The 2,879-nt window shown below is 53.5% G+C and carries 2 rRNA genes; one reads left to right on the top strand and one right to left on the bottom strand.

Annotated elements, in window-relative coordinates:
* Window positions 1-1,405: ribosomal RNA gene (locus L3B96_RS27035) — 23S ribosomal RNA — on the top strand; the annotation flags it as partial.
* A gap of 23 nt (window positions 1,406-1,428) precedes the next feature.
* On the opposite strand, the gene L3B96_RS27030 is transcribed toward L3B96_RS27035, so the two are convergent.
* Window positions 1,429-2,879, bottom strand: a 23S ribosomal RNA gene (locus L3B96_RS27030); the annotation flags it as partial.

The following is a 2,879-nucleotide window of genomic DNA, read 5'->3' as shown; positions in this document are numbered from 1 at the left end:
GGTAACTTTGTGTTTGAGCGTGTAGGCTGGTTTTCCAGGCAAATCCGGAAAATCAAGGCTGAGGCGTGATGACGAGGCACTACGGTGCTGAAGCAACAAATGCCCTGCTTCCAGGAAAAGCCTCTAAGCATCAGGTAACATCAAATCGTACCCCAAACCGACACAGGTGGTCAGGTAGAGAATACCAAGGCGCTTGAGAGAACTCGGGTGAAGGAACTAGGCAAAATGGTGCCGTAACTTCGGGAGAAGGCACGCTGATATGTAGGTGAAGCGACTTGCTCGTGGAGCTGAAATCAGTCGAAGATACCAGCTGGCTGCAACTGTTTATTAAAAACACAGCACTGTGCAAACACGAAAGTGGACGTATACGGTGTGACGCCTGCCCGGTGCCGGAAGGTTAATTGATGGGGTCAGCGCAAGCGAAGCTCTTGATCGAAGCCCCGGTAAACGGCGGCCGTAACTATAACGGTCCTAAGGTAGCGAAATTCCTTGTCGGGTAAGTTCCGACCTGCACGAATGGCGTAATGATGGCCAGGCTGTCTCCACCCGAGACTCAGTGAAATTGAACTCGCTGTGAAGATGCAGTGTACCCGCGGCAAGACGGAAAGACCCCGTGAACCTTTACTATAGCTTGACACTGAACATTGAGCCTTGATGTGTAGGATAGGTGGGAGGCTTTGAAGTGTGGACGCCAGTCTGCATGGAGCCGACCTTGAAATACCACCCTTTAATGTTTGATGTTCTAACGTTGACCCGTGATCCGGGTTGCGGACAGTGTCTGGTGGGTAGTTTGACTGGGGCGGTCTCCTCCTAAAGAGTAACGGAGGAGCACGAAGGTTGGCTAATCCTGGTCGGACATCAGGAGGTTAGTGCGATGGCATAAGCCAGCTTGACTGCGAGCGTGACGGCGCGAGCAGGTGCGAAAGCAGGTCATAGTGATCCGGTGGTTCTGAATGGAAGGGCCATCGCTCAACGGATAAAAGGTACTCCGGGGATAACAGGCTGATACCGCCCAAGAGTTCATATCGACGGCGGTGTTTGGCACCTCGATGTCGGCTCATCACATCCTGGGGCTGAAGTAGGTCCCAAGGGTATGGCTGTTCGCCATTTAAAGTGGTACGCGAGCTGGGTTTAGAACGTCGTGAGACAGTTCGGTCCCTATCTGCCGTGGGCGCTGGAGAACTGAGGGGGGCTGCTCCTAGTACGAGAGGACCGGAGTGGACGCATCACTGGTGTTCGGGTTGTCATGCCAATGGCACTGCCCGGTAGCTAAATGCGGAAGAGATAAGTGCTGAAAGCATCTAAGCACGAAACTTGCCCCGAGATGAGTTCTCCCTGACTCCTTGAGAGTCCTGAAGGAACGTTGAAGACGACGACGTCGCATGCTCCCGGCCGCCATGGCGGCCGCGGGAATTCGTATCCAAGATTAAGGTTAAGCCTCACGGTTCATTAGTACCGGTTAGCTCAACGCATCGCTGCGCTTACACACCCGGCCTATCAACGTCGTCGTCTTCAACGTTCCTTCAGGACTCTCAAGGAGTCAGGGAGAACTCATCTCGGGGCAAGTTTCGTGCTTAGATGCTTTCAGCACTTATCTCTTCCGCATTTAGCTACCGGGCAGTGCCATTGGCATGACAACCCGAACACCAGTGATGCGTCCACTCCGGTCCTCTCGTACTAGGAGCAGCCCCCCTCAGTTCTCCAGCGCCCACGGCAGATAGGGACCGAACTGTCTCACGACGTTCTAAACCCAGCTCGCGTACCACTTTAAATGGCGAACAGCCATACCCTTGGGACCTACTTCAGCCCCAGGATGTGATGAGCCGACATCGAGGTGCCAAACACCGCCGTCGATATGAACTCTTGGGCGGTATCAGCCTGTTATCCCCGGAGTACCTTTTATCCGTTGAGCGTTGGCCCTTCCATTCAGAACCACCGGATCACTATGACCTGCTTTCGCACCTGCTCGCGCCGTCACGCTCGCAGTCAAGCTGGCTTATGCCATTGCACTAACCTCCTGATGTCCGACCAGGATTAGCCAACCTTCGTGCTCCTCCGTTACTCTTTAGGAGGAGACCGCCCCAGTCAAACTACCCACCAGACACTGTCCGCAACCCGGATCACGGGTCAACGTTAGAACATCAAACATTAAAGGGTGGTATTTCAAGGTCGGCTCCATGCAGACTGGCGTCCACACTTCAAAGCCTCCCACCTATCCTACACATCAAGGCTCAATGTTCAGTGTCAAGCTATAGTAAAGGTTCACGGGGTCTTTCCGTCTTGCCGCGGGTACACTGCATCTTCACAGCGAGTTCAATTTCACTGAGTCTCGGGTGGAGACAGCCTGGCCATCATTACGCCATTCGTGCAGGTCGGAACTTACCCGACAAGGAATTTCGCTACCTTAGGACCGTTATAGTTACGGCCGCCGTTTACCGGGGCTTCGATCAAGAGCTTCGCTTGCGCTGACCCCATCAATTAACCTTCCGGCACCGGGCAGGCGTCACACCGTATACGTCCACTTTCGTGTTTGCACAGTGCTGTGTTTTTAATAAACAGTTGCAGCCAGCTGGTATCTTCGACTGATTTCAGCTCCACGAGCAAGTCGCTTCACCTACATATCAGCGTGCCTTCTCCCGAAGTTACGGCACCATTTTGCCTAGTTCCTTCACCCGAGTTCTCTCAAGCGCCTTGGTATTCTCTACCTGACCACCTGTGTCGGTTTGGGGTACGATTTGATGTTACCTGATGCTTAGAGGCTTTTCCTGGAAGCAGGGCATTTGTTGCTTCAGCACCGTAGTGCCTCGTCATCACGCCTCAGCCTTGATTTTCCGGATTTGCCTGGAAAACCAGCCTACACGCTCAAACACAAAGTTACC

The sequence above is a fragment of the Clostridium sp. YIM B02569 genome (genome assembly GCF_022320765.1).
Taxonomy (GTDB): domain Bacteria; phylum Bacillota; class Clostridia; order Clostridiales; family Clostridiaceae; genus Clostridium; species Clostridium beijerinckii.
This window is presented reverse-complemented; position numbering and strand designations above follow the sequence as displayed.